23 protein-coding genes are annotated in these 24,012 nt (G+C 70.2%); 12 read left to right on the top strand and 11 right to left on the bottom strand.

The genetic code is table 11. The features are described from left to right. Positions 1–18: 18 nt before the first annotated feature. Positions 19–624: a TetR/AcrR family transcriptional regulator gene (locus ACWD3I_RS17460; RefSeq protein ID WP_365400560.1), complete on the bottom strand. Its 606-nt coding sequence runs from the start codon at positions 622–624 to the stop codon at positions 19–21. A gap of 100 nt (positions 625–724) precedes the next feature. On the opposite strand from ACWD3I_RS17460, the gene ACWD3I_RS17455 reads away from it, so the two are divergent. The 8 genes from ACWD3I_RS17455 to ACWD3I_RS17420 all read left to right on the top strand — a co-directional run bounded on the left by ACWD3I_RS17455 (position 725) and on the right by ACWD3I_RS17420 (position 8,452). Further along, positions 725–1,522, top strand: a complete 798-nt coding sequence (locus ACWD3I_RS17455; RefSeq protein ID WP_365400563.1) for an acetoacetate decarboxylase family protein — start codon at positions 725–727, stop codon at positions 1,520–1,522. Further along, positions 1,522–2,406 carry an SDR family NAD(P)-dependent oxidoreductase gene (locus tag ACWD3I_RS17450; RefSeq protein WP_365400566.1) on the top strand — a complete coding sequence of 295 codons (885 nt, stop codon included), beginning with the start codon at positions 1,522–1,524 and terminating at the stop codon, positions 2,404–2,406. The genes ACWD3I_RS17455 and ACWD3I_RS17450 overlap by 1 nt, the downstream gene beginning before the upstream one ends. Before the next feature lie 63 nt (positions 2,407–2,469). Continuing rightward, positions 2,470–3,756, top strand: coding sequence for an amidohydrolase family protein (locus ACWD3I_RS17445; RefSeq protein WP_365400569.1), 1,287 nt, complete (start codon positions 2,470–2,472; stop codon positions 3,754–3,756). After that, the gene (locus ACWD3I_RS17440) at positions 3,753–4,979 is read left to right on the top strand and encodes an amidohydrolase family protein (protein WP_365400572.1); all 1,227 of its coding nucleotides are present in this window, start codon (positions 3,753–3,755) and stop codon (positions 4,977–4,979) included. The genes ACWD3I_RS17445 and ACWD3I_RS17440 overlap by 4 nt, the downstream gene beginning before the upstream one ends. A gap of 46 nt (positions 4,980–5,025) precedes the next feature. Continuing rightward, positions 5,026–5,736 (top strand): VIT1/CCC1 transporter family protein, encoded by a 711-nt coding sequence (locus ACWD3I_RS17435; RefSeq protein ID WP_365400575.1) that lies wholly within the window; start codon positions 5,026–5,028, stop codon positions 5,734–5,736. A 113-nt stretch (positions 5,737–5,849) separates the two neighbouring features. Then, positions 5,850–6,716, top strand: coding sequence for a sterol desaturase family protein (locus ACWD3I_RS17430; protein ID WP_365400578.1), 867 nt, complete (start codon positions 5,850–5,852; stop codon positions 6,714–6,716). After that, a complete protein-coding gene (locus ACWD3I_RS17425; protein ID WP_365400581.1) occupies positions 6,713–7,372 on the top strand; it encodes a lysoplasmalogenase in 660 nt (219 codons plus the stop codon). Before ACWD3I_RS17430 ends, ACWD3I_RS17425 begins: the two co-directional genes overlap by 4 nt. A gap of 36 nt (positions 7,373–7,408) precedes the next feature. Continuing rightward, complete coding sequence (locus ACWD3I_RS17420) at positions 7,409–8,452, top strand: zinc-dependent alcohol dehydrogenase family protein (protein ID WP_266894279.1); 1,044 nt, start codon at positions 7,409–7,411, stop codon at positions 8,450–8,452. A 15-nt stretch (positions 8,453–8,467) separates the two neighbouring features. Here the strand turns inward: ACWD3I_RS17420 and ACWD3I_RS17415 are convergent, their stop codons facing one another. The 5 genes from ACWD3I_RS17415 to ACWD3I_RS17395 form a co-directional block, all read right to left on the bottom strand. Further along, positions 8,468–9,475 (bottom strand): CopD family protein, encoded by a 1,008-nt coding sequence (locus ACWD3I_RS17415; protein WP_365400584.1) that lies wholly within the window; start codon positions 9,473–9,475, stop codon positions 8,468–8,470. A 100-nt stretch (positions 9,476–9,575) separates the two neighbouring features. Beyond that, positions 9,576–10,871 carry a CoA transferase gene (locus ACWD3I_RS17410; protein WP_365400587.1) on the bottom strand — a complete coding sequence of 432 codons (1,296 nt, stop codon included), beginning with the start codon at positions 10,869–10,871 and terminating at the stop codon, positions 9,576–9,578. Between the two features lie 52 nt (positions 10,872–10,923). Continuing rightward, positions 10,924–11,463 carry a hypothetical protein gene (locus ACWD3I_RS17405; protein WP_365400590.1) on the bottom strand — a complete coding sequence of 180 codons (540 nt, stop codon included), beginning with the start codon at positions 11,461–11,463 and terminating at the stop codon, positions 10,924–10,926. Between the two features lie 84 nt (positions 11,464–11,547). Continuing rightward, entirely contained in the window at positions 11,548–13,059 is a 1,512-nt protein-coding gene (locus ACWD3I_RS17400; protein WP_365400593.1) for a S8 family peptidase, read from the bottom strand. A 53-nt stretch (positions 13,060–13,112) separates the two neighbouring features. Next, entirely contained in the window at positions 13,113–14,642 is a 1,530-nt protein-coding gene (locus tag ACWD3I_RS17395; RefSeq protein ID WP_365400596.1) for a S8 family peptidase, read from the bottom strand. A gap of 327 nt (positions 14,643–14,969) precedes the next feature. Here ACWD3I_RS17395 and ACWD3I_RS17390 point away from each other — a divergent pair, with 327 nt between their 5' ends. The 3 genes from ACWD3I_RS17390 to moaA all read left to right on the top strand — a co-directional run bounded on the left by ACWD3I_RS17390 (position 14,970) and on the right by moaA (position 18,117). Next, complete coding sequence (locus tag ACWD3I_RS17390) at positions 14,970–15,326, top strand: DUF485 domain-containing protein (protein WP_351687418.1); 357 nt, start codon at positions 14,970–14,972, stop codon at positions 15,324–15,326. After that, positions 15,323–16,948, top strand: a complete 1,626-nt coding sequence (locus ACWD3I_RS17385; RefSeq protein ID WP_365400600.1) for a solute symporter family protein — start codon at positions 15,323–15,325, stop codon at positions 16,946–16,948. The genes ACWD3I_RS17390 and ACWD3I_RS17385 overlap by 4 nt, the downstream gene beginning before the upstream one ends. 179 nt (positions 16,949–17,127) lie before the next feature. Beyond that, positions 17,128–18,117 carry a GTP 3',8-cyclase MoaA gene (gene moaA / locus ACWD3I_RS17380; protein WP_365400603.1) on the top strand — a complete coding sequence of 330 codons (990 nt, stop codon included), beginning with the start codon at positions 17,128–17,130 and terminating at the stop codon, positions 18,115–18,117. On the opposite strand, the gene ACWD3I_RS17375 is transcribed toward moaA, so the two are convergent. Continuing rightward, on the bottom strand, positions 18,114–18,338 hold the full coding sequence (locus tag ACWD3I_RS17375; RefSeq protein WP_266829096.1) for a hypothetical protein: 225 nt from the start codon (positions 18,336–18,338) through the stop codon (positions 18,114–18,116). The two genes, moaA and ACWD3I_RS17375, sit on opposite strands and share 4 nt — an antisense overlap. Before the next feature lie 214 nt (positions 18,339–18,552). Continuing rightward, on the bottom strand, positions 18,553–18,951 hold the full coding sequence (locus ACWD3I_RS17370; protein ID WP_365400606.1) for a DUF3099 domain-containing protein: 399 nt from the start codon (positions 18,949–18,951) through the stop codon (positions 18,553–18,555). 244 nt (positions 18,952–19,195) lie between these two features. Here ACWD3I_RS17370 and ACWD3I_RS17365 point away from each other — a divergent pair, with 244 nt between their 5' ends. After that, positions 19,196–19,474: a GlsB/YeaQ/YmgE family stress response membrane protein gene (locus tag ACWD3I_RS17365; RefSeq protein ID WP_266894299.1), complete on the top strand. Its 279-nt coding sequence runs from the start codon at positions 19,196–19,198 to the stop codon at positions 19,472–19,474. 60 nt (positions 19,475–19,534) lie between these two features. On the opposite strand, the gene tyrS is transcribed toward ACWD3I_RS17365, so the two are convergent. From tyrS to ACWD3I_RS17350, 3 genes are read right to left on the bottom strand one after another with little or no spacing between them, the layout of a single operon-like run. Beyond that, positions 19,535–20,803, bottom strand: coding sequence for a tyrosine--tRNA ligase (gene tyrS / locus ACWD3I_RS17360; RefSeq protein ID WP_365400610.1), 1,269 nt, complete (start codon positions 20,801–20,803; stop codon positions 19,535–19,537). Positions 20,804–20,858: 55 nt separating this feature from the next. After that, entirely contained in the window at positions 20,859–22,262 is a 1,404-nt protein-coding gene (locus ACWD3I_RS17355; protein ID WP_365400614.1) for a metallopeptidase TldD-related protein, read from the bottom strand. Continuing rightward, on the bottom strand, positions 22,259–23,782 hold the full coding sequence (locus tag ACWD3I_RS17350; RefSeq protein WP_365400617.1) for a TldD/PmbA family protein: 1,524 nt from the start codon (positions 23,780–23,782) through the stop codon (positions 22,259–22,261). Before ACWD3I_RS17350 ends, ACWD3I_RS17355 begins: the two co-directional genes overlap by 4 nt. Between the last annotated feature and the right edge of the window lie 230 nt (positions 23,783–24,012).

Below are 24,012 nucleotides of genomic sequence, written 5' to 3'. Positions count from 1 at the left end.
ACGTCTGTACGGCGCCACTTATTTGTTTTCGAGCAGTGAGCGCGTCAGCGCCCGCACGGACGTGACGAACAGCCGCTCCTCGTTCACCGGCCGCGCGAAGGCACGGGCCATATCCGGGTCGTCGTACGCGGTCGTCTCCTGCGCGGGCTGCTGCACGGGCGCGCGCTCCCGGTTGCGTTCCACGAGGACGAAGCCCACGACCTGGAACTGCACCGCCCGTACCGCCTCCGCCGCCCGGGGGCCGCGCAGTCCGGCCGCGTGCACCTCGCGCACCAGCGCCTGCCGCGCGGGCAGGAACATCCGCTCGGTCAGGCCGCGTTCGTGCACCATCGCGATCAGGTGGGGATGGGCGCGCAGTCGTCGGCGCAGGATGCGGGCCACCGAGACGATCCGCTCGGCCGGGGTGCGCCCGACCGGCCGGAACTCGCCCAGGTCGGCCACGGTCCGCTGGACGAGCGCGTCCAGCAAGGACTCCCGGTTGCCGACATGCCAGTAGATCGAGGTCACGGCGGTGCCCAGCTCGGCGGCGAGCTTGCGCATCGTCAGCGCCTCGGGGCCGTGCTGCTTGACCAGATTCGCGGCGGTGTCCAGGACCTCGTCCCGGGTGAGCGACGCTCTCGCCATGCTGCCCCCAAGTCCGGCTCGTGCACGCGTATTTACCCCGCAGGGCGGGTGCTGTAACTGTGTTACAGGTGACGGCCCATCAGAAGAAGGGCGGTACGACATGGCACGCGTACGGTACGGCGCACGGACCGAGGCGGAGATCGCCGCCGCGCGCACCGCGAGCTCCAGGCTCCCGGACATCTGGTCCACCGGTGTGGTGGCGATCTGGGAGACCGACCCGGACGCGGTCGCGGCGGTCCTGCCACCACCCCTGAAACCCACGGACCGGCCGCTGGTCCGGGTCAACATCAGCAAGGTCGACCTGCCCGGATATCCGCTCGGCGCGGGCTCGTTCGCGGTCGCCGCGGCCCATGACGGCGTCGAGGGCTGCTATCCCCTCGTCATGCCGATGACCCACGAACGGGCCCTCGTCGGCGGCCGCGAGGTCTTCGGCGAACCCAAGAAGCTCGGCGAGGTGGTCGTCGAGCGCGACGGCTTGATCGTCCGCGCGTTCCTCGCCCGCCACGGCATCGCCTTCGCCGAGGTGCGCGGCGCGGTCGCCGGCGAGCTGCCGCTGCCCGAACCGGTCCGGAAGACCGACTTCTACTTCAAGTTCCTGCCCGCCGTGGACGGTTCGGGCTTCGACGCCGACCCGGTACTCGTGCGCTGTCTGCGCAACGAGAAGGTCCGCAAGCTGGAGCGGATCACCGGCGACGTCGTCCTGCGCGAGTCGATGTACGACCCGGTCGCCGACCTCCCGGTGCGCCGCCTCGTGGAGATCACCATCGGCGAGAAGACCAGCGACCAGCGGGGCAAGGTGGTCGAGCGGGTCGACGCGCAGGCGCTGCTGCCGTACATCCATCAGCGCTACGACGATCCGGCGCAGGTCCTCGACGCACCCCCCGAGGGGAGTGCGTGATGGACCTGAGGGCAGGACAGGTCGCCGTGGTCACCGGCGCGGCGAGCGGCATCGGCCTCGCGATGGTCCGGCGGTTCGCCGCGGAAGGGCTCAAGGTCGTTCTCGCGGACGTCGAGGAGGGCGCCCTGGAGAAGGCCGTGGCGGGGCTTCGCGCGGACGGCGCGGACGTGCACGCGCGGGTGGTCGACGTCGGTGAGCGTGAACAGGTCCTGGAGCTGGCGGACTTCGCCCATGAGACGTACGGGGCCGTCCATGTGCTGTGCAACAACGCCGGGGTCGGTTCGGGCGCCGAGGGCCGGATGTGGGAGCACGAGCCGAACGACTGGAAGTGGGCGTTCTCCGTCAATGTCTGGGGTGTCTTCCATGGCATCCAGGCGTTCGTGCCGCACATGATCAAGTCGGGTCAACCCGGTCATGTCGTCAACACGTCCTCCGGAGACGGCGGTATCGCCCCGCTGCCCACCGCCTCCGTGTACGCCGTCACCAAGGCGGCCGTCGTGACGATGACCGAGTCCCTGTACGCCCACCTGAAGGCGGAGCACGCACGCGTGGGCGCCTCCGTCCTCTTCCCCGGCCCGCACATGCTCCGCACGGGACTGTGGGAGTCGCACCGCAACCGGCCCGAGCGGTACGCCAAGGAGCGGCCGCGCAGGACGCCCTACCGCAGCCTCGACCAGTGGGAGGCCGCGATGGAGGAGGCGGGCCGCGAGGTGAGGTTCACACCGGTCGAGGAGGTCGCCGAGACCGTGGTCGACGGCATCCGCGCGGACCGCTTCTGGATGCTGCCGCCGAGCGAGCACAGTGACGCCCAGATCAGGGCGCGGGCGCAGTCGATGCTGGACCGCGCGAACCCGTCGTACCTAGAGAACTTCATCTTGGACTAGGGGCTTCGATGACCGATCGGACCAGGGAACTTCGATGACCGAATCCTGGATTAGGAGGCTTCGATGACCCACCAGGACGACCCGTACCTGATCATCTCCTCCGACTGCCACGCCGGACTGCCCACCGAGGAGTACCGGCCCTACCTGGACTCCCGTTTCCACCGGGAGTTCGACGACTTCCTCGCCGGGCGCGACCGGCGCCGCGAGGAGATGACCCGGCTCGGCATCCGCAACGAGGCGTTCGCCAACAAGTGGTTCCAGGACAACGAGGAGGGCTTGCGCGGGGGTTGGGAGACCGCTCAGCGGCTGAAGGAGCTCGACGGTGACGGGGTGGCCGCCGAGGTCGTCTTCCCGGACGCCGACGCGGTCGACAGCCAGACCGCCGCGCCCTTCGGGGTGGGGCTCGGGCTCTCCGGCGATCACGACCCGGAGCTCGGCATGGCGGGCGCGCGGGCGCACAACCGCTGGCTGGCCGACTTCGTCTCCGAGCACCCCGAACGGCACTGCGGAGTGGCCCTGTTGCCGGTCACGGCCCCGACCGAGCGGGTCGTCGCCGAGGTGTACCGGGCCAAGGAGTCCGGGCTCGGCGCGCTGATGATCCCGTCCATGTGGGTCGACAAGGAGCCCTACCACGACCACCGTTACGACCCGGTGTGGGCGGCGGCCGCCGAATGCGGGATGCCGGTGATGACCCACTCCGGCGCCGCGCCGCGCCACGAGTACGGCGACCACCTCGGGATCTTCGTCTCCGAGGTCACCTGGTGGCCCGCACGGCCGCTGTGGTTCCTGCTCTGGTCGGGCGTCTTCGAACGCCACCCGGGGCTGAGGTTCGGTGTCGCCGAGTCGGGTTGCTGGTGGCTGCCGAACCTGCTGTGGTTCATGGACCGCCTCTACCTCGGCGCGCACGGCGGCAAGAAGCTCTCGCCCTTCCAGGAGGTGAGGCGTCCGCCCCACGAGTACCTCGACCGGCAGGTCTTCATCTGCGCGACCAACACCAAACGCCGCGAACTGGCCCAGCGCTACGAGATCGGCGTCGACAACATCCTCTGGGGCAGCGACTTCCCGCACCCCGAGGGCACCTGGCCCGACACACGCGCGTGGCTCAAGCGCACGTTTCATGACATCCCGGTCGCGGAGACCCGCCGCATGCTGGGACTGGCCGCGGCGGAGGTCTTCGGCTTCGACGTGGCGAAGCTGACCCCGCTCGCCCGCCGTATCGGCCCCACCCCCGCCGAACTCGGCCAGTCCGCCGACCAGACGGCCGTGGAGGCGTCCTGGGCGCGCTCGCGCGAGGTCGGCCGGCACTGGCTGACGGACCATGACTTCCCGACCCTGGGGGTGACGCCATGACCGATCGCTACACGGTCATCTCCGCCGACTGCCACGCGGGCGCCGACCTGCTGGACTACAAGCCCTATCTGGAGCGGCGGTACCACGACGAGTTCGACGCGTGGGCGGTGACGTACGTCAATCCCTACGAGGACCTGCTCGCCGACACCGCCGACAAGAACTGGAACTCCGAGCGGCGGCTCGCGGAGCTGGAGGAGGACGGGATCGTCGCGGAGGTGGTGTTCCCCAACACCATCCCGCCGTTCTTCCCGTCCGGCTCGCTCATGGCGCCCGCACCGGACGCCGGGGAGTTCGAGCGGCGCTGGGCCGGTCTGCGCGCCCACAACCGCTGGCTGGCGGACTTCTGCGCGGCGGCACCGGGGCGGCGGGCGGGGGTCTTCCAGATCCTCCTCAACGACGTCGAGGAGGCGGTGAAGGAGATCCGCAGGTCCGTCGAGGCGGGCCTCAAGGGCGGCCTGCTGCTGCCGGGCACACCGCCGGGCAGTGGGCTCCCGGAGCTCTACTCGTCGACGTACGACCCCATCTGGGCCGTCTGCGCGGAACTCGGCGTCCCCGTCAACCACCACGCGGGCTCGGCCTCCCCGCCGCTCGGCGACGAACCGGCGGCGCGCGCGGTCTTCATGGTCGAGACGACCTGGTTCTCGCACCGGGCGCTGTGGCACCTGGTGTTCGGCGGTGCCTTCCGCCGTCACCCGGAGCTGAGGCTCGTGCTCACCGAGCAGGGGTCGGGGTGGATCCCGGGTGTGCTGGAGATGCTGGACTACTACCACGGGCGCCTGGTCGCCGCCGCGACGAGGGCGTCCACGGCGGAGTCCAAGTTCGGCGCGGGCCTGGCCGCCCACATGGGCGACGCGCCCTCCGAGGTCTGGCGCGACAACTGCTTCGTCGGCGCCAGCTTCATGCGCCCGCACGAGGTGCCGCTGCGCGACCGGATCGGCATCGACAAGATCATGTGGGGGAGCGACTACCCGCACGACGAGGGGACGTATCCGTACTCGCGAGAAGGCCTGAGGTTCGCGTACGCGCGCGTGCCCCGCGAGGAGGTCGCCGCGATGGTCGGCGGCAACGCCGCGCGTGTGTACGGCTTCGACCTGGACCTCCTCGACCCCATCGCGGCGAGGGTCGGCCCGACGGTCGAGGAGATCGCCGAGCCGCTCACCGAGCCACCGGCGGACGCGACGAGCCCGGTGTTCGCGAAGGGGGCGTCGGTACGGGTCTGGTGAGCGTCGGTGCGGACCGGAGGGCACCCGGGGTGCGATCCTCCCGTCTGTGACCGAACCCACGCATGACGAGGCCCACGGCGGGGCGCTCGCCGCGCGGCTGAACTGGCTGCGGGCGGCCGTCCTGGGAGCCAACGACGGCATCGTGTCCACCGCGGGCCTCGTCGTCGGCGTCGCCGGCGCCACGGACGACCGCTCGGCCCTTCTGACGGCGGGCCTCGCGGGGCTCCTCGCGGGGTCGATGTCGATGGCGGCCGGGGAGTACGTCTCCGTCTCCACCCAACGGGACTCGGAGAAGGCCGCCCTCGCCGTCGAGAAGCGGGAGCTGCGCGAGCAGCCCGAGGCCGAACTGGAGGAGCTCACCGAACTCCTCCAGGACCGGGGCCTGTCCCGGGACGTGGCCCGTGAGGCGGCCGTCCAGCTCACGGAACGGGACGCCCTGAGAGCCCACGCGCGCGTGGAGCTCGGCATCGACCCCGACCAGCTCACCAACCCCTGGCATGCCGCATGGGCGAGCTTCCTGTCCTTCACGGTCGGCGCTCTGCTCCCGCTCCTCGCCATCGTCCTCCCGCCCACCGACCGGCGTCTGGCCGTCACTGTCGTCTCCTCCCTCGCAGCCCTCGTCCTCACCGGCTGGAGCAGTGCCCGCCTCGGCGCCGCCGACCCGGTCCGCGCGGCGCTGCGGAACGTGTTGGGAGGGGCGTTGGCGATGGGGGTGACGTATGCGGCGGGGACGCTGCTGGGGGCGGCCGGAGTCTGAAACTGCTGGTGGTGGCTTTGGTGGAGATCACCAACAAGTAAGCGCGTACTCCCGGTAATACTTGTCAGTAACAACGTCTAGCCGTGGCAGACCAGCGGTTCTACGGTGCCAGCATGCCGAACCTGCCCGATGTCGTGCTGTGGTCGATACCCGCCTTCGTGCTGCTCACCGTGGTCGAGGTGATCAGCGTTCGTATCCATCCGGATGAGGATGCCGCCGGATACGAGACGAGGGATGCCGCGACCAGCGTCGGCATGGGGCTGGGAAGCCTCGCCTTCGACTTCCTCTGGAAGATCCCGATCGTCGCGATCTACACGGCGGTCCACGAACTCACGCCCCTGCGCGTTCCCGTGCTGTGGTGGACCGTCCCGCTGATGCTGCTCGCGCAGGACTTCTTCTACTACTGGTCGCACCGCGGCCACCACGTCATCCGCATCCTGTGGGCCTGTCACGTGGTCCATCACTCCAGCGAGAAGTTCAACCTCACCACCGCACTGCGCCAGCCGTGGACCACGCTCACCGTGTGGCCGTTCTACGTGCCCCTGATCGCCGCCGGTGTGCACCCCGCGGCCCTGGCCTTCTGCTCCTCGGTGAACCTCGTGTACCAGTTCTGGATCCACACGGAGCGCATCGACAAGATGCCCCGATGGTTCGAGTTCGTGTTCAACACGCCCGCCCACCACCGGGTCCACCACGCCTCCCAGGGCGGCTATCTGGACCGCAACTTCGGCGGCATCCTCATCGTCTGGGACCGGCTCTTCGGGTCGTTCGTCGCCGAGACCGAACGGCCTGTCTACGGGTTGACCAAGAACATCGACACATTCAACCCGATCAAGGTCGCCACTCATGAGTACGTGTCGATCGTCAAGGACATCAAGGCGGCGCGCAGTTGGCGCGAGCGCGCGGGGCGGGTGTTCCGGGGGCCGGGGTGGAAGCCGGCGCCGGTGGCGGAACCGGCCGAGGAGACCGTGGCCGCGTGAGACGCCTGCTCGCCGGAGCCTTCGCCCTCGCGGCCGTCGTCGACCTCGCCTCCCTGGCCGTCGGCTGGGACGTCGGGCACACCGTCGCCAAGCCCCTCCTGATGCCGCTGCTCGCCGCGTACGCGGCGTCCCGCGGCGCACCCCGGCTCCTGATCGCCGCACTGCTGTGCGGCTGGGGCGGCGACACCCTGCTCCTCTTCGACGCCGAGCCCGCCTTCCTCGCCGGGATGGGCTGCTTCGCCGCCGGGCACGTCTGCTACCTCGCGCTCTTCAGGTCGTACGGCGGGGCACGCGCGCGCAGTGCCGTCCTCGCCCCCGCCTACGCCGTCGTCCTCGTCGTCAGCGTCGCCCTGCTCCGGCCCGACCTGCCCGCCGACCTGCGCTTCCCCGTCGCGGGGTACAGCCTGCTGCTCACCGCCATGGCGTACGCGGCCGCCACCAGGCTCGGACTCCTCGCCGGGCTCGGCGGCGCGCTCTTCGTGCTCTCCGACAGTCTCATCGCGACCGGCGTCGCGGAGTGGCCCCAGCCGCCCCGGCCGGACCTGTGGATCATGCTCACCTATATCGCCGCGCAGTCACTGCTGGTCACCGGCGTACTCGGCGAGCGACGGCCGCGGGAGTCGGCGTACGGTGAAGTGCGCTCGACCACCCCCTGAGCGCACGTACCACCAGAGACGAGAAGGATCCTCGCCATGCGCGCCACCACCATCCACGCCCCCTTCGACATGCGCGTGGAGGACGTGCCCGACCCCGTGGTGCAACTGCCCACCGACGCCGTGGTCCGCGTCCTGCGCTCCTGCATCTGCGGCAGCGACCTGTGGGCGTACCGCGGCACGGCCACGCGGCAGCCGGGGCAGCGCATCGGGCACGAGTTCCTCGGCGTCGTCGAGGAGACCGGCTCCGAGGTGGGCACCGTCCGCCGCGGCGACCTCGTCGTCGCGCCCTTCATGTGGTCCGACGGCGTCTGCGACTACTGCCGCGAGGGCCTGAACACCTCCTGCGAGCACGGCGGCTTCTGGGGCTCCGTCGGCTACGACGGCGGCCAGGGCGAGGCCGTGCGTGTGCCCTTCGCCGACGGCACCCTCGTCCAGCTGCCCAAGGACGCGGCCTCCGACGACCGTCTGCTGACCGCCCTGCTGAGCCTGTCCGACGTCATGGGCACCGGCCACCACGCCGCCCTCGGCGCCGGAGCCCGCGCGGGTGCCACGGTCGCCGTCGTCGGCGACGGGGCCGTCGGCCTGTGCGCGGTGCTCGCCGCCAAACGGCTGGGCGCCGAACGGATCATCGCGCTCGGGCGCCACCAGGCCCGTACCGACATCGCCCGCCGGTTCGGCGCCACCGACGTGGTCGCCGAGCGCGGGGACGCGGCGGTCGAGGCCGTCCGTGAACTCACCCGGGGGCAGGGCGCGCACGCCGTCGTCGAGGCCGTCGGCACCGAGCAGTCCATGCGCACCGCGGTCGACATCACCCGCGACGGCGGCACCATCGGCTGGGTGGGCGTCCCGCACGGCAGCGGCACCGGGATCGACCTCGGCGTCATGTTCGACCGGAACATCGCGCTGCGCGGCGGTGTCGCCCCGGTCCGCGCGTACATCCCGGAGCTGTTGTCCGACGTCCTGGACGGCACCATCGACCCGTCGCCCGTCTTCGACCTGACCCTTGGCCTGGAGGACGTCCCGGCCGGCTACAAGGCGATGGACGAGCGGACGGCCCTCAAGGTGCTCGTCGCCAACTGACCCTTCCCAGGCGGCTCACCAGCGGATCGGCACCGGCAGCGCCGTCAGCAGCCCCGACACCACGACCACCACGCCCAGCGCGACGACCTCCGCCCGCGCGGGGGAGCAGGCGGTCAGCGGGTCGGGCGCCCGGCGCAGCCGGAACCGCGCCCACAGGGCGAGCGCGGCGACCACGGCCACGAGCAGCACCTTGGCGAGCAGCACCCGCCCGTACGAGGTCGCCGTCAGCTGGTGCAGGACCGTGCCCGGCGGCATCCGGCGCAGCATGCTGCACACCCCGGTGGCGGTGATCGCGGCGAGCAGGACGACGGCCACGCGCGCGTAGAGGCCCAGCAGAGCCGCGCCCGCTTCCGTCGGCCCCCACCGGCGCAGCGTCCGCAGCGCGTACAGCAGCCCGCCCACCCACAGTGCCGCACAGGTCAGATGGACCAGGGTCAGCCCCGACCCGACCAACGGGCTCTGCTCGGTCGTGGGATGCGCGCGCAGAGCTTCTGCCACGACGACCGCGGCCGACGGCCAGACCTGGGTGGCGGGGCGGGCCGAGCGGGAGCACAGGCCCGCCGCGAGGAACGCGTTGACCTCGAGGAGTGCGAGCTTGCCGTCCCGGGACTCGTACAGGCCGCCGATGTCGATCTCGGCGAGGCTGTGCGGCACGAGGTTGCCGGTCGCCACCACCGAGGCGAGCCCCAGCGCGGCGACGAAACCGGCGGCAGCCGCGTACGGGGCCCAGCTGCGCGGCGCGGCCGGGGGAGCGCCGGGCACGGAACGGGCCAGCCGCTTCACGAAGAGCTCGCCCACCGGGACGCACAGCGCCGCGAACAGCACCGCCCGCAGCAGCGCGATGCCGACGACGCCGGGCGCCGCGGCCTCCCCCGTGCCGTGCAGCGCGGCGGACGGGCCCAGCAGCGGGATCAGTGCGCCGAGCGTCACCAGTACGAGGACGGCGACGGCCTTGGCGGTGCCGGAGCGCGGCGACGGCCCGGTCGCGTCGGAAGCCCCGGCCGTGGGTCTTGTCAAGGTCACCTCATGATCTTCACCAGCTGTCGCAGAACCGGGCAAGTCCAGGAAAACAACTGGTGGTACGGCATTCCGCCCAGGAGTACGTTTTCCGGCCGACCGCGGCTCACGCCCACCGCGCGGGATCCGCCCCCCACGGCCCCGGTGGCCGCGCCCAGTCCGTCGGCCCGCCCGCGAAGGAGACCGGCGGCAGGGCGTACCGCAGTCGCCCGATGCCACTGTCCGTGTCGGCGAGCCAGGCATCAGGCCCGTCGTACGAAGCATCCCCCGGGGAATCGGCCGGGATGCCGTTCATCAGCCACTCCGCCGTCCGCGCCAGCGCCAGCCGTACGAACCGGCTGCCACCCTCGTCCGACTGCTCGGCCAACGCCCGCAGCACCTCCGCCGCCAGCAGGTACCCCGTGCCATGGTCGAGGGCCTGTGCGGGCAGTGCCCCCGGTCGCTCCACCGATCCCTCCAGCGCCGCGATCCCGGTTGCCACCTGCACGAGACTGTCGAACCCGCGCCGCTCACGCCAGGGCCCGTACGCGCCCCAGGCCGACAACTGCGCCACGACGATGCCCGGCCGCCGCTCCGCCAGCGCCTGCGGCGACAGCCCGAACCGGTCCAGCGCGCCCGGGCGGTACCCGGTGACGACCACGTCCGCCGCCGCGAGCAGCTCCTCGAAGGTCCGCCGGTCGGCCGCCAGGTCCAGCGTCGCCGACCGCTTCCCGAAGCCCGTGTCGGCATGCTGGTCGGGGAGTTCGGGCAGCTGGGGCGCGTCCAGGCGCAGTACGTCCGCGCCGAGCAGGGCGAGGGTGCGGGTGGCGACCGGGCCCGCGATCACCCGGGTCAGATCCAGGACCCGCAGTCCTGCGGCGGGCAGCAGGGGAGCCCCGTCGAGCGGCGTGAACGCACGGGCGCGTGCGGAGTCGAGCCGGCCGCGCTCGACCAACGGCCGCGCGGCCACCGCCACGGCCTGAGGGTGCGCCGCCCATTCCTGCGGTGTCCGCAGCGCGACGGCGAGGCCCCCGGCCGCGTACACGGCCTCCTCGATCTCCAGGGCGGAACGCTCGGCGAAGGCCGCATCGAGGGTGTCCTGCGGACCCATCACCTCGAGCAGCCGCTCCCGGTGGTGCGGATAGTTGGCATGTGTCCTCACCCAGCCGTCGGCCGTGCGCCAGAACCTGGACAGGGGCGCGAAGCTGACCGGCGCCCGGCCATTGATCAATAGATGCCGCTCGCTGACGAACGCCGTGGCGACGGCCCCGTCGTCCACCCGCACAGCGGGCACCTCGCCGAGCCCGGCACGCCGTGCCCCCAACTCGGCGGCGGCCCGCGCACACGCCTCGACGCAGGCCCGAGCCAGCCCCCGTACGGGAAGCCGCGCTTGAAGAGCGCCCTTGGACATGACTCCAGTCATGACTTCACTATGCAGTATTGATCCAATCAACCTATGCGATCAACCCGTGTCATCAACCCATGCCGTCAGCCCTTGAGGCGGCCGACCACCAAAGACGCACCTCCTTGCGCACATCCGTCGGACGCAGTTCCCACCCCTGCGCACCGGCGACCTGGGCGACGTACCAGCCGCCCACACCCCGGTAGTCGCGCAGCGGAATCGCGCACTCGACCGGAGGCCGCGGCTTGCCGGGCTTGCGCGGGCCGGAAGCCCTCGCGGTCCAGCGGCCGACCTTCTTCTCGACGCGAGCTCTGTAGTACGCGCTGTCGCCCTCGTGCCGCAGCTCCGGCCAGCTCACGCACCAGGCGGGCCACTTCGACAACGGGTCGAGCACCCGGTCCATGGACTTGAAGAGACCCTGCTCGTACGAGGTGCTGAACACGGTGATGATCTCCGTGACGAGGCCGACGGCCAGGAAGACCGCGAGAGCCACGATCCACAGCACGATCTGCACGGGCGTGTACAGAACCGTCAGAACGAAACGGACCAGCAACTGCCCCTTGGGCCGGACCCGTTCGGGAGTCCAGGTCGAGGGATCTTCGTACGTGTACATGCGGGAGATCTTGCCGCACCACGGGAAAGGGCCGGACGGTACCCGTCCGGCCCTTCACATCACGCGCGCGTGAGCGTCACCGCGTCACTTCGTCACCGCGTCCAACGCGTCCGCGGTACCCCACCCGTAGAAGCCGTTGTAGTTCTTCGGCCCCTCACACACCGCGTCGACCTTCCCGTCGCCGTCGATGTCGTACGGGTCGGTGCACGGCGTGGCGTCGGCCTCCGCGTACAGCAGGGCCTTCACCAGGGCCGGGGAGGCCTTCGGGTGCGTCGACTTGATGAGCGCGGCCACGCCGGCGACATGCGGCGAGGCCATCGACGTACCGGCCATGTAGCCCCAGCCGCCGCCCGGCAGCGTGCCCAGGATCAGACCGCTGGTGGCCGGCGGGGCCGGGGTCTGGAAGCGGGTCGAGTCGCCGCCGGGTGCGGCGATGTCGATGACGCCCAGACCATGGTTGGAGAAGGACGACTTGATGCCCTTCGCCCCGGTCGCCGCGACCGTCACGACACCCGGCAGCTGGGTCGGGATGTCGAGGCACTCGGACGGGTCGATCACCCGGTCCGAGGGCGTGGCGTCGTTGGGGGAGACCGGGTCGGTGATCTCGTCGGCCGCGAGGTCGTAGTTCTCGTTGCCGGCCGCCGCGACGTTCACGGCGCCCTTCTTCTCCGCGTACCGCGAGGCCCGGGAGACGGCGTCGACGAGCGCCTTCTGGTCCGGGTCGTTCTTGCAGTTGAAGTACCACGGGTCGGTGTAATAGCTGTTGTTCGTCACATCGACGCCGTGCTCGGCCGCCCACACGAAGCCGCAGACCACGGCCTCCGTGTAGAAGTAGCCGGCCGTCGTGGACACCTTGATGCCGGACACCTTCACGCCGGGCGCGACACCCGTCATGCCGACGCCGTTCTTGGCGGCCGCGATCTCACCGGCCACATGCGTGCCGTGCGGGCTTTCCCCCGTGCCCGGCCGCCACGCCCCGTCGGTCGTGTCCGGCTTGCCCGTCACACAGTTGACCGACGCGGCACGGTCGAAGTTCGGCGCGATGTCCGGGTGCGTGTCGTCGACACCGGTGTCGATGACGGCGACGGTCACCTTGCTGCTGCCGAGCGACTTCTCGTGCGCCTTGTCCGCCTTGATGGCGGGCAGGTCCCACTGCAGGGGCTCGAGCGGGTCCTGTCCGGCGACCGCCTCGGCGTCCGCGACCTCCGCGGCGCTGAGCACCCTCGGCGTACCCACGTCGGTCGTCGACTGCGCGGGCAGCGGCGCGTTACGGGTGTTGCCGGCCGACTCCACCCCGCGCACCTTGCGCACGACCTTGGCGAAGTCGGGGTTCGCCGAGTGGACGACGATCACGCCTATCCGGTCGTACGACGTGACGATCGTGCCGCCGGCCTCGGAGATCGCCTTCTTCACATGCTTCGAAGGCCCGTGTCCGGGGCTGACGTTGACGACATAGCTGAGCGAGGTCGCGTCGGCTGCGGGGGACTCCTCCGCCGCGGATGCCGAGACGTTCGGCAGGAACGCGAGTGCCGTCGCCATGGCCATCCCCAGCGGGATGGCCAGCGCACGGCGGAAGCGCGGGTCAGGCGCTGTCATGCTGTCTCCAGTTCGTTCGCGGTACGAGCGGGACCGTGCGGGTGGTCTGCGGGCTACTTGACCGCGCGCAGCGCGTTGACGATGCCGTAGCCGTAGAACCCGTTCACCCGCTTGCCCCCCACGCAGGTCGCGTCCTGCGTGCCGTCGCCGTCCTGGTCGTAGGAGGCCGGGCAGCCCGGGTTGTTCGCCTGCGCCTTCAGCAGCGCCTGCAGCTGCGCCGGGGACGCCTTCGGGTGCGTCGACTTCAGCAGCGCGGCGACGCCCGCGGCGTGCGGGGAGGCCATCGAGGTGCCCTGCAGGAAGCCGTACGAGTTGTTCGGCATGGTCGACAGGATGCGGCCGTTCTTCGACGGCGTGTCCGGGATCTGGTAGAGCCGGTCACCGCCCGGGGCCGCGATGTCGACGACGCCGTAACCGTACGAGGAGTAGTACGACTTCAGGTTCTGCACGCCCGTGGCGCTGACCGTCACGACACCCGGCAGCTGGGTCGGCACGTCGAAGCACTCGTGCGGGTCGATGGTGCGCGTCACCGGCGTGGAGTCGTCGGGGCTGCTCTCGTCGACCAGGGCGTCCGAGTCGAGGTCGTCGTTGGAGTTGCCCGCCGAGGCCAGGTTGAGCGTGCCCTTCTTCTGGGCGTACAGCGATGCCCGGTTGACCGCGTCGACGATGGCCCGCTGGTCGGGGTCGTCGAGGCAGTTGTACAGCCACGGGTCCACGTAGTAGCTGTTGTTCGTGACCTCGACACCGTGGTCGGCGGCGAACACGAACGCGCAGACGACGCTCTCCGGGTAGAAGAGGCCGTTGCTCGGGTCGGTCACGTTGATGGCCGAGACCTTCACGCCGGGCGCGACACCGGCCACACCGATGCCGTTGCGGGCGGCGGCGATCTCACCGGCCACGTGCGTGCCGTGGTAGTCGTCCACGGTGTACGGGCGCCAGGCGCCCTCGGTGGTGTCCGGGACGCCGCCGTCGCAGTTGGCCGACTGCGAGGCCGAGAAGTTCGGCGCGATGTCCGGGTGGGTGTCGTCGACGCCGGTGTCGATGACGGCGACGGTGACCTTCTTGCTGCCCGGGTTGATCTGCGCGGCCTTGTCGGCGCCGATCGCCCGCAGGTCCCACTGGTCGGCCTCGAGGGGCTCGCTCTCCGCGTCGGCCGCGGAGGCGCTCTCGATCTTCTCGGCCTGCTCCTTCGTCAGGATCTGGGCCGCGCCCTCGTCCGTGGTGCTCGCGGGAGTGAGCGCCGAGGTGCGCGTCGCACCCGCCGACTGCACGCCGCGCACCGCGCGTATCTGTGCGCCGAAGTCGGGGTTGGCCGAGTGGACGACGATCACGCCGATCTTCTCGTACGTGATGACGATCGTGCCGCCCTTGGCGACGACGGCCTTCTTCACCGACGAGATCGTCTTGCGGTCCACCTTGGTGTTGACCACGTACGACAGGTTGGGCGCGTCCGCGGCCTGCACGGTCGGCTCCGCGTACGGGGCGGCCGAGGCGGCCGCGGGCAGGAAGCCGAGCGAGGCGGTCAGCGAGAGAACGACGGGCACGGCCAGAGCGAGCCGACGTCTGGAACGCAGATGAGGCATGGGGTCTCCACATCATCCGGAAACGAGAACCGCCCGAACACAGGTGGTGCTCGGGCAGGTACATGACGGGTGGTGCAGTGGCGAAGCTATCCCGCGAAGTCGCTGGCCAGCAATGACCTACCCGAGGTGACTTCGGAAAGAAGCCCGGGCAGTTGAACCGCTCCTCGCGTGCCGCCGTGACGTTGGGCAGGGAGCACGAGCACGATCGAGCCCCCTGGTCACCGCGAGGAACAGAGCCGTCACATGTCCGTCGTACCGAACCCGTCCCCGAACCCGGACCCGTCCACGTCCACCGTGGCAACAGCACCCGCAACGCGAGGAGACTCCGTGGCTACCGACGCACCGCCCCCCTCGAAAGAGCAACACAAACTCCCCAGCACCGAGGAGTTCACCGCGGTGCAGGAGAGTGCGGAGTTCGGTGAACTACGCCACTCCTACCGCTCCTTCGCCTTTCCCCTGACCGTCGGCTTCATCGCCTGGTACCTGCTGTACGTCCTGCTGTCGAACTTCGCCGGCGACTTCATGGGCACCAAGCTGTTCGGCAACATCAACGTCGCCTTCGTCCTCGGCATCGCCCAGTTCGTCACTACGTTCCTCATCGCCTGGTGGTACTCCCGGCACGCCGCCGCGAAGCTCGACCCCAAGGCCGAGGCGATCAAGTCCCGTATGGAGGGCGACGCATGAGCATCGCGCAGCAGAGTGTCCTCGCGGCCGGAGAGGCCGGCGAGCACCGACCACTGATCATCAGCCTCTTCGCGGTGTTCGTCGTCGCGACCCTGGTCATCACGGTCTGGGCGGGCCGCCAGACCAAGGACGCCGCCGACTTCTACGCCGGCGGACGCCAGTTCAGCGCCTTCCAGAACGGTCTCGCGGTCTCCGGCGACTACATGTCGGCCGCGTCGTTCCTCGGCATCGCCGGCGCCATCGCCCTCTTCGGCTACGACGGCTTCCTGTACTCCATCGGCTTCCTGGTCGCCTGGCTGGTGGCGCTGCTCCTGGTCGCCGAGCCGCTCAGGAACTCCGGCCGCTACACCATGGGTGACGTACTGGCGTACCGCATGCGCCAGCGGCCGGTCCGCACCGCGGCCGGCACCTCCACGATCGTCGTCTCGATCTTCTACCTGCTGGCCCAGATGGCCGGCGCGGGTGTCCTGGTCTCGCTGCTGCTCGGCATCACCTCCGACGCGGGCAAGATCGCCATCGTCGCCCTCGTCGGCGTCCTGATGATCGTGTACGTCTCCATCGGCGGCATGAAGGGCACCACCTGGGTCCAGATGGTCAAGGCCGTCCTCCTGATCAGCGGCACGATCCTGATCACGTTCCTGGTGCTGCTGAAGTTCAACTTCAACATCTCCGACCTGCTCGGCACGGCCGCCGAGAAGAGCGGCAAGGGCTCCGCCTTCCTGGAGCCCGGCCTCCAGTACGGCGCGACCGGCACCTCCAAGCTGGACTTCATCTCCCTGGGCATCGCCCTGGTGCTCGGCACGGCGGGTCTGCCGCACATCCTGATCCGCTTCTACACGGTGCCCAACGCCAAGGCCGCCCGTAAGTCCGTGAACTGGGCCATCGGCATCATCGGCGGCTTCTACCTGATGACGATCGCGCTCGGCTTCGGCGCCGCCGCGCTGATCGACCAGAAGGAGATCATCGAATCCAACCCGTCCGGCAACACGGCGGCCCCGCTGCTCGCCCTGCACCTGGGCGGCGTCGACTCGACGTGGGGCGCGATCCTGCTGGCGACGATCTCTGCGGTGGCCTTCGCGACGATCCTGGCGGTGGTGGCAGGTCTGACCCTCGCCTCGTCGTCCTCCTTCGCGCACGACATCTACGCCAACGTCATCCGCAAGGGCCAGGCGTCCGGCAAGGAAGAGGTCCGCGCGGCCCGCGTGGCGACCGTCTTCATCGGTGCCGCGGCCATCGGCCTGGGCGCCCTCGCCCGCGACCTCAACGTGGCCGGCCTGGTCGCGCTGGCCTTCGCGGTCGCCGCGTCCGCCAACCTGCCGACGATCCTCTACAGCCTGTTCTGGAAGAAGTTCACCACCCAGGGCGCACTGTGGTCGATCTACGGCGGTCTGATCGTCGCCGTCGGCCTGGTGCTGTTCTCGCCCGTCGTCTCCGGCGACCCGAAGGCGATGTTCCCGGACGTCGACTTCGCCTACTTCCCGCTGAAGAACCCGGGCATCATCTCCATCCCGTTCGGCTTCGCGATGGGTTGGCTCGGCACCGTCCTGTCCAAGGAGGAGCCCGACGCCGGCAAGTACGCGGAGCTGGAGGTCCGGTCCCTGACCGGCACCGGCGCCCACTGAGTCCGTCGGGCAGCGCTCTGTGACCGGCCGCGTCGTAGGTCTCTACGACGCGGCCGCGTCTTACCTCGTGGGATCGGGCACTGTCGATGTCAGTCGGGTCACGTAGGCTCGCAGGTGACGGGAAACGAGTGCTCCTCGAGTGCTCCGACAGTGCTTCGCAGACGAGGGAGGGGGCCCACGTGCTCATCGACACCTACGGCCGGCAGGCCACCGACCTGAGAGTCTCGCTGACCGACCGGTGCAATCTGCGCTGTACGTACTGCATGCCCGAGGAGGGCCTGCAGTGGCTGGCCAAGCCCGATCTGCTCACGGACGACGAGATCGTCCGCCTGATCGACATCGCGGTCACCTCGCTGGGTATCGAGGAGGTCCGCTTCACGGGCGGCGAGCCGCTGCTGCGCCCGGGCCTGGTGGGCATAGTGGAGCGCGTCGCAGCTCTGGAGCCCCGCCCCCAGATGTCGCTGACGACCAACGGCATCGGCCTCAAGCGCACCGCGACCGCCCTCGAGGCGGCGGGCCTGGACCGGGTCAACGTCTCCCTGGACACCCTGCGCCCGGACGTCTTCAAGACCCTCACCCGCCGGGACCGCCACAAGGACGTCATCGAGGGCCTGTACGCGGCCCGTGCGGCGGGCCTGACCCCGGTCAAGGTCAACTCGGTCCTGATGCCGGGCCTGAACGACGACGAGGCCCCCGACCTGCTGGCCTGGGCGGTCGAGCACGACTACGAGCTGCGCTTCATCGAGCAGATGCCCCTGGACGCCCAGCACGGCTGGAAGCGCGACGGCATGATCACCGCGGGCGACATCCTCACCTCCCTGCGCACCCGCTTCGACCTGACGGAAGAGGGCTCCGAAAAGCGCGGCTCGGCCCCGGCGGAACGCTGGCTGGTGGACGGCGGCCCGCACGTCGTGGGTGTCATCGCCTCGGTCACCCGCCCGTTCTGCTCAGCCTGCGACCGCACCCGCCTGACGGCCGACGGCCAGGTCCGCACCTGTCTGTTCGCGACGGAGGAGACGGACCTGCGCGCGGCCCTGCGCTCGGGAGCCCCGGACGAGGAGATAGCCCGCATCTGGAAGGTGGCGATGTGGGGCAAGAAGGCGGGCGCGGGCCTGGACGACCCGGCGTTCGTGCAGCCGGACCGGCCGATGTCCGCAATCGGCGGCTAGGGAACCTGGCCCTGCGCTTCCCACTCCTTCAGCAGGACGACGTCCTTCAGGAACCCCCGCACACCGAGGAACTGGGACAGGTGCTCCCGGTGCTCCTCACACGCCAGCCACGTCTTCCGGCGCTCCGGCGTGTGGATCTTCGGGTTGTTCCACGCGAGCACCCACACGGCGTCCAGGCGGCAGCCCTTCGCGGAGCAGATCGGGGTGGTCTCTTCACTCACTGTTTCGTCTCACAAAGTGCCGTGAACAAGGCGACGCCGAGCAGCCACGGGGGGAGCTGCCCGGCGTCGGTCTGTCGCTCCGACGGGGGATGCGGAGCGCGTAGGAAGTATGTCACGGGTAACCCGTCGCCCGGCACTGGAACAACATGATTGATCTGAGCTTTTCTTGAGCTTGGTACGGAGGTGACTTCCGGATTCGGACCCTCCGCCAAGGTCACGTCCGCTCGCGTGATTCCCCCCGCAGACCCGCCTCCGAATCGCCCACGGCGTCTTCCGGGAACGGTTCCGCGGAGCCCCTCCGAGCGCTCGGAGGCGTGATCATCGGCGGCGTGGGCGCGGTCACGAACGTCGACGGCAAGGACGGCGCGTTCTCGCGCCCCGCGTTGGCGATCACCACCGCGACGTAGGGAAGAAGAGCCCCCAGTACCAACGCGACGATGGCGACGTGCCGTTCGACGTTCCAGAGCGAGACCGCGAGGATCACCGACGCCGTACGCACAACCATCGAGATCACATACCGCCGCTGCCGGCCGCGCACATCGTCATGAAGCCCCTGACGGGCCCCGGTGATCCGGAAAACCTGGGCGTTGCCTGCCGCATGCTGCTTCCGCATCACATTCCACCATCCGCCCGCATCGGACTCTCCCCGGCCCGTACCCACTCCGCCCCCGGCAGAGGAACCGGGCCCGGACACGTCCTACGTTACGCCGCGCCTGCGCCGCCTACGAGACCGGGGCACCTCCCGCCCGGGCGAACGACCTGCGCCGTAGCGCGTACGGCTTACTCGACATGCGCCGTACCGCGCATGCGCCGACACTGGGCGTAATGCTCACGTCGAGCCGTACTAGGAGGCAGCCATGGGCTGGTTGTGGGCGATCATCGTGGGATTCGTGCTGGGCCTGATCGCGAAGGCGATCCTCCCGGGCAAGCAGCACAGCCCTCTGTGGTTGACGACCATCTTCGGCATGCTGGGCGCCATCGCGGGCAACGCGATCGCGCGCGCCGCAGGCGTCGACGAGACCTCCGGCATCGACTGGAGCCGCCACGCCTTCCAGCTCGTCGCCGCGATCATCATCGTGGGCGTCGGCGACATGCTGTACATGGCGACGCTGGGCAAGAGGAAACAGCGGACCTGAGAGCACCTACGCCGAGAGGGGCGGCCTCCCGCACGGGAGACCGCCCCTCTCGCCGTGTGCTCAGGCGCCCGTGACCTCGACCGCCGCCAGGTTCTTCTTGCCCCGGCGCAGCACCAGCCAGCGACCGTGCAGCAGGTCCTCCTTGGCGGGAACCGCGTCCTCGGCGGCGACCTTCGCGTTGTTCACGTACGCCCCGCCCTCCTTCACGGTCCGGCGCGCGGCGGACTTGCTGGCCACGAGGCCGACCTCGGCGAGCAGGTCCACGACGAGACCGAGCTCGGCGACCTGGATGTGCGGCACCTCGGAGAGGGCCGCCGTGAGCGTCTTCTCGTCCAGGTCCGCCAGCTCGCCCTGACCGAACAGCGCACGGCTCGCGGCGACCACGGCAGCCGTCTGGTCGGCGCCGTGCACCAGCGTCGTCAGCTCCTCCGCCAGTGCGCGCTGCGCGGCACGGGCCTGCGGACGCTCCTCGGTCTGCTTCTCCAGCTCCTCGATCTCCTCATGGGACCGGAAGCTGAAGATGCGCAGGAACTTGGAGACGTCCCGGTCGTCCGCGTTCAGCCAGAACTGGTAGAAGGCGTACGGCGTGGTCATCTCCGGGTCGAGCCAGACCGTGCCGGACTCCGTCTTGCCGAACTTGGTGCCGTCGGCCTTGGTGATCAGCGGCGTGGCCAGCGCGTGCACCACGGCGTCGGGCTCGACCCGGTGGATCAGGTCGGTGCCCGAGGTGAGGTTGCCCCACTGGTCGCTGCCGCCGGTCTGCAGCGTGCAGCCGTGCCTGCGGAACAGCTCCAGGAAGTCCATGCCCTGGAGGATCTGGTAGCTGAACTCGGTGTAGCCGATGCCCGCGTCGGAGTTGAGCCGCCGGGCGACGGCCTCCTTCGCGATCATCTTGTTGACCCGGAAGTACTTGCCGACGTCCCGCAGGAACTCGATGGCCGACAGCCCCTGGGTCCAGTCCAGGTTGTTGACCATGATCGCGGCGTTCGGGCCCTCGAAGTCGAGCAGCGGGGTGATCTGCGCCCGGAGCCGCTCGACCCACTGGGCCACGATGTCCGGCGAGTTCAGCGTCCGCTCCGCGGTCGGCTTGGGGTCGCCGATCAGACCCGTCGCACCGCCCACCAGGCCCAGCGGACGGTTGCCCGCCTGCTGGATCCGGCGCATCGTCAGGATCTGCACGAGGTTGCCGAGGTGCAGGCTGGGTGCGGTCGGGTCGAACCCGCAATAGAACGTGACAGGGCCGTCCGCGAACGCCTTGCGCAATGCGTCCTCGTCAGTGGAGAGGGCGATCAGCCCGCGCCACTTCAGCTCGTCGACGATGTCCGTCACGGTTCTCGTATCTCCTTGGATGACTTCGGCGGTCGGGTGACAACCAGCTACGAGGTTATACGCCCCGACTGACAGAGCTCATATTGAAGTCCGGCACCCTCAGGGCCGGCATCGCAGCCCTAGTGAACCAGTCGCTCCACTCCCTCGGCAGCGTCTTTTCCGTGCGCCCGGCCTCCGTGGCCCGGCCCAGCAGGTCCACCGGAGACTCGTTGAACCGGAAGTTGGTGACCTCTCCGGTGACCTCGCCGTTCTCGACGAGGTAGACGCCGTCGCGGGTCAGACCGGTCAGCAGCAGCGTGGCCGGGTCGACCTCGCGGATGTACCAGAGGCAGGTCAGCAGCAGTCCGCGCGCGGTGTTCGCGACCATCTCCTCCAGGGAGCGGTCCTCGCCGCCGTCCAGGATCAGGTTGTCGATGCCCGGCGCCACCGGCAGCCCGGTCAGCCCGGCGCTGTGCCGGCTGGTCAGCAGGCTGCTCAGCTCGCCCTCCCGCATCCACTCGGTGGCCGTCAGCGGCAGCCCGTTGTCGAACACCGACGAGTCGCCGCCGGAGGAGTGGGTGAGCACGAAGGGCGAGGACTCCAGGCCCGGCTCGTTCGGGTCGCTGCGCAGTGTCAGCGGCAGCTCGGTCAGCCGGTCGCCGAGCCGGGTGCCACCGCCGGGCTTGGAGAACACGGTCCGGCCCTCGGACGCGTCCCGGCCGGACGCCGACCACATCTGGTAGATCAGCAGGTCCGCCACGGCGGTCGGCGGCAGCAGCGTCTCGTACCGCCCGGCGGGCAGGTCGTGCTTCCGCTCGGCCCAGCCGAGCCGTACGGCGAGTTCGGCGTCCAGCGAGGCCGGGTCGACGTCCTTGAAGTCCCGGGTGGAGCGGCCGGCCCACGCCGAGCGCGTACGGTCCGGCGACTTGGCGTTCAGCTCCAGCGTCCCGTTGGGCTGGTCGTGCCGCAGGCGCAGCCCCGTCGACGTACCGAGGTAGCTGGAGACCAGCTCGTGGTTGGCGAAGCCGTACAGCTCGCGCCCGCCCGCCCGCGCGCGTGCGAAGGACTCGCCGAGCGCCGGTGCGAAGTCGGCGAACACCGCGGAGGAGGTCTCGGCGGGCCCGTCCGTGAAGTCGGGGGACGCCGGTACGCCCGTCACCAGCGGCTGCGCGTCCTCGGCGGGCGCCGCACCGCGCGCGGCGGCCTCGGCGGCCCGGACCAGGGACTCCAGCTCGTCCACGGTCACCGCGGCCCGTGAGACGACTCCGGATGCGGTGCCCTCCTTGCCGTCGACCGTCGCGATCACGGTGAGGGTACGCGTGCGTGTGACGCCGTTGGTGGTGAGCGCGTTGCCGGCCCAGCGCAGGTTCGCCGTGGACTGCTCGTCGGCGATCACGACACAGCCGTCGGCCGTGGACAGCTCCAGGGCGCGCTCGACGATCTCGTGCGGCTTCTGCGCCTTCTTGGACTGCGCGCTCATCGACCGGCCTCCTGCGTGGTGTTGAGGATGTTGACTCCCTTGAAGAGGGCCGACGGGCAGCCGTGCGACACCGCCGCGACCTGCCCCGGCTGGGCCTTGCCGCAGTTGAAGGCGCCCCCGAGAACGTATGTCTGCGGACCGCCCACCGCGGCCATCGAACCCCAGAAGTCGGTGGTGGTCGCCTGGTAGGCGACGTCCCGCAGCTGGCCGGCGATCCGACCGTTCTCGATCTTGAAGAACCGCTGGCCGGTGAACTGGAAGTTGTAACGTTGCATGTCGATCGACCAGGACCGGTCACCGACGACGTAGATGCCCCGGTCGACCCCGCCGATCAGATCCTCCGTCGACATCCCGGCCGGGTCCGGCTGGAGCGAGACGTTGGCCATGCGCTGCACGGGCACATGCCCGGGGGAGTCGGCGAACGCGCACCCGTTGGACCGCTCGAAGCCGGTCAGCTTCGCGATCCGCCGGTCCAGCTGGTAGCCGACGAGCGTGCCGTCCTTCACCAGGTCCCAGGACTGGCCCGCCACGCCCTCGTCGTCGTAGCCGATGGTCGCCAGGCCGTGCTCGGCGGTGCGGTCACCCGTCACGTTCATCAGGTCGGAGCCGTACCGCAACTTGCCGAGCTGGTCGAAGGTGGCGAAGGAGGTGCCGGCGTAGGCCGCCTCGTAGCCGAGGGCGCGGTCCAGCTCCGTGGCGTGGCCGATGGACTCGTGGATCGTCAGCCACAGGTTGGACGGGTCGACGACCAGGTCGTACACCCCCGACTCGACACTGGGCGCCCGCATCTTCTCGGCGAGCAGCTCCGGGATCTGCTCGAGCTCGCTCTCCCAGTCCCAGCCGGTGCCCGTGAGGTACTCCCAGCCGCGTCCCACCGGCGGCGCGATGGACCGCATGGAGTCGAACTCGCCGCTCGACTCGTCGACCGACACCGCGGTCAGCGACGGGTGCAGCCGCACCCGCTGCTGGGTGGTCACGGTCCCGGCGGTGTCGGCGTAGAACTTGTTCTCGTGGACGGTCAGCAGTGACGCGTCGACGTGGTTGACCCCGTTCGCCGCCAGCAGCCGCGCGCTCCAGTCCGCGAGGAGCCCGGCCTTGTCCTCGTCGGGCACGGTGAACGGATCGATCTCGTACGACGAGATCCATGTCTTCTCGGAGTGCACCGGCTCGGCGGCGAGCTCCACCCGCTCGTCCGAACCCGCCGCCTTGATCACCTGGGCGGCCAGTTTCGCCATCGCCACGGCCTGCGAGGCGACCCGCGCCGCCGCGTCCATGCTCAGATCCACGCCCGACGCGAAACCCCACGTGCCGCCGTGCACGACCCTGACCGCGTACCCGAGGTCGGTGGTGTCCGACGACCCGGCGGGCTTGGCGTCCCGCAGCCGCCAGGACGCGCTGCGCACCCGCTCGAACCGGAAGTCCGCGTGCTCGGCGCCCAGCGCACGCGCGCGTGCCAGCGCGGCGTCGGCCAGGGCGCGTAGGGGAAGCGCTGTGAAGGCTTCGTCGATGGTATGAGGCACCGAGGTATCTCCCTGCTCTCGTGACCTGTGGACTCCGATCATGTCGTGTGCGCAGGTCCGGGGACCATACGTTTCCGTGCGTGGTCCGCCGTCTTCTGTAGGGACCCGACAGTGCGGCCCCTGAGCCACTGTCGGTGCCCGAATGTCCGCACGCCGGGGCAGACCGATAGGTTTCGAAGGAAGCCGCCTGCCATCGAGATGCCGGGCGGGTGAGTTCAGACCGCTATCGA

It is taken from the genome of Streptomyces sp. NPDC002817, from assembly GCF_053592055.1.
This window is presented reverse-complemented; position numbering and strand designations above follow the sequence as displayed.

Excerpts from the sequence above, each read along its gene's own strand:
- ACWD3I_RS17370 (WP_365400606.1), bottom strand. The coding sequence starts at position 18,951 with ATGCGGAAGCAGCATGCGGCAGGCAACGCCCAGGTTTTCCGGATCACC.
- ACWD3I_RS17450 (WP_365400566.1), top strand. The coding sequence starts at position 1,522 with ATGGACCTGAGGGCAGGACAGGTCGCCGTGGTCACCGGCGCGGCGAGC.
- ACWD3I_RS17460 (WP_365400560.1), bottom strand. The coding sequence starts at position 624 with ATGGCGAGAGCGTCGCTCACCCGGGACGAGGTCCTGGACACCGCCGCG.
- ACWD3I_RS17400 (WP_365400593.1), bottom strand. The coding sequence starts at position 13,059 with ATGACAGCGCCTGACCCGCGCTTCCGCCGTGCGCTGGCCATCCCGCTG.
- ACWD3I_RS17430 (WP_365400578.1), top strand. The coding sequence starts at position 5,850 with ATGCCGAACCTGCCCGATGTCGTGCTGTGGTCGATACCCGCCTTCGTG.
- ACWD3I_RS17445 (WP_365400569.1), top strand. The coding sequence starts at position 2,470 with ATGACCCACCAGGACGACCCGTACCTGATCATCTCCTCCGACTGCCAC.
- ACWD3I_RS17365 (WP_266894299.1), top strand. The coding sequence starts at position 19,196 with ATGGGCTGGTTGTGGGCGATCATCGTGGGATTCGTGCTGGGCCTGATC.
- ACWD3I_RS17455 (WP_365400563.1), top strand. The coding sequence starts at position 725 with ATGGCACGCGTACGGTACGGCGCACGGACCGAGGCGGAGATCGCCGCC.
- ACWD3I_RS17420 (WP_266894279.1), top strand. The coding sequence starts at position 7,409 with ATGCGCGCCACCACCATCCACGCCCCCTTCGACATGCGCGTGGAGGAC.
- ACWD3I_RS17355 (WP_365400614.1), bottom strand. The coding sequence starts at position 22,262 with ATGAGCGCGCAGTCCAAGAAGGCGCAGAAGCCGCACGAGATCGTCGAG.
- ACWD3I_RS17410 (WP_365400587.1), bottom strand. The coding sequence starts at position 10,871 with ATGACTGGAGTCATGTCCAAGGGCGCTCTTCAAGCGCGGCTTCCCGTA.
- ACWD3I_RS17395 (WP_365400596.1), bottom strand. The coding sequence starts at position 14,642 with ATGCCTCATCTGCGTTCCAGACGTCGGCTCGCTCTGGCCGTGCCCGTC.
- ACWD3I_RS17440 (WP_365400572.1), top strand. The coding sequence starts at position 3,753 with ATGACCGATCGCTACACGGTCATCTCCGCCGACTGCCACGCGGGCGCC.
- ACWD3I_RS17385 (WP_365400600.1), top strand. The coding sequence starts at position 15,323 with ATGAGCATCGCGCAGCAGAGTGTCCTCGCGGCCGGAGAGGCCGGCGAG.
- ACWD3I_RS17405 (WP_365400590.1), bottom strand. The coding sequence starts at position 11,463 with ATGTACACGTACGAAGATCCCTCGACCTGGACTCCCGAACGGGTCCGG.